Below are 1,186 nucleotides of genomic sequence, written 5' to 3'. Positions count from 1 at the left end.
TGTCTAAAGAAAAATTTGAACGTTCAAAACCGCACGTTAACGTTGGTACTATCGGCCACGTTGACCACGGTAAAACAACTCTGACTGCTGCAATCACTACAGTTTTAGCTAAAACTTACGGTGGTGCTGCTCGTGCATTCGATCAAATCGATAACGCACCAGAAGAAAAAGCTCGTGGTATCACCATCTCTACTTCACACGTAGAATATGACACACCAACTCGTCACTACGCACACGTAGACTGCCCAGGTCACGCCGACTATGTTAAAAACATGATCACTGGTGCTGCGCAAATGGACGGAGCTATCCTAGTTGTTGCTGCGACAGATGGCCCAATGCCACAAACTCGTGAGCACATCCTGTTAGGTCGTCAGGTTGGTGTTCCTTACATCATCGTATTCCTGAACAAATGTGACATGGTAGATGATGAAGAGTTACTGGAATTAGTAGAAATGGAAGTTCGTGAACTTCTGTCTCAGTACGATTTCCCAGGTGATGACACTCCAGTAATCCGTGGTTCAGCGCTGAAAGCACTGGAAGGCGAAGCAGAGTGGGAAGCAAAAATTGTTGAATTAGCAGAAGCACTGGATTCATATATTCCAGAGCCAGAGCGTGCAATTGACAAACCATTCCTGTTACCAATTGAAGACGTATTCTCAATTTCAGGCCGTGGTACAGTAGTAACAGGTCGTGTTGAGCGTGGCGTAATCAAAGTTGGTGAAGAAGTTGAAATCGTTGGTATTAAACCAACAGCAAAAACAACTTGTACTGGCGTTGAAATGTTCCGTAAATTACTTGACGAAGGTCGTGCAGGTGAGAACGTTGGTGTTCTTCTGCGTGGTACTAAACGTGAAGAAATCGAACGTGGACAAGTACTGGCGAAACCAGGTTCAATCAACCCACACACTAAATTTGAATCAGAAGTTTATATTCTGAGCAAAGATGAAGGTGGTCGTCATACTCCATTCTTCAAAGGCTACCGTCCACAGTTCTACTTCCGTACAACTGACGTAACTGGTACTATCGAATTACCAGAAGGCGTAGAAATGGTAATGCCAGGTGACAACATCAACATGATCGTTGAACTGATTCACCCAATCGCGATGGACGACGGTTTACGTTTCGCTATCCGTGAAGGTGGCCGTACAGTAGGTGCGGGCGTTGTTGCTAAAGTATTAGGTTAATT

At 44.8% G+C, this 1,186-nt stretch carries 1 protein-coding gene; it reads left to right on the top strand.

Annotated elements, in window-relative coordinates; genetic code table 11:
* A partial coding sequence (gene tuf, locus DK858_RS17985; RefSeq protein WP_089503028.1) for an elongation factor Tu occupies window positions 1–1,184 on the top strand: 1,184 nt, incomplete at its 5' end.
* Between the last annotated feature and the right edge of the window lie 2 nt (window positions 1,185–1,186).

Source organism: Proteus faecis, from assembly GCF_003144395.1.
Lineage (GTDB): Bacteria > Pseudomonadota > Gammaproteobacteria > Enterobacterales > Enterobacteriaceae > Proteus > Proteus faecis.
The sequence above is the reverse complement of the archived record's forward strand: the minus strand, read 5'-3'. Positions and strand labels throughout refer to the sequence as shown.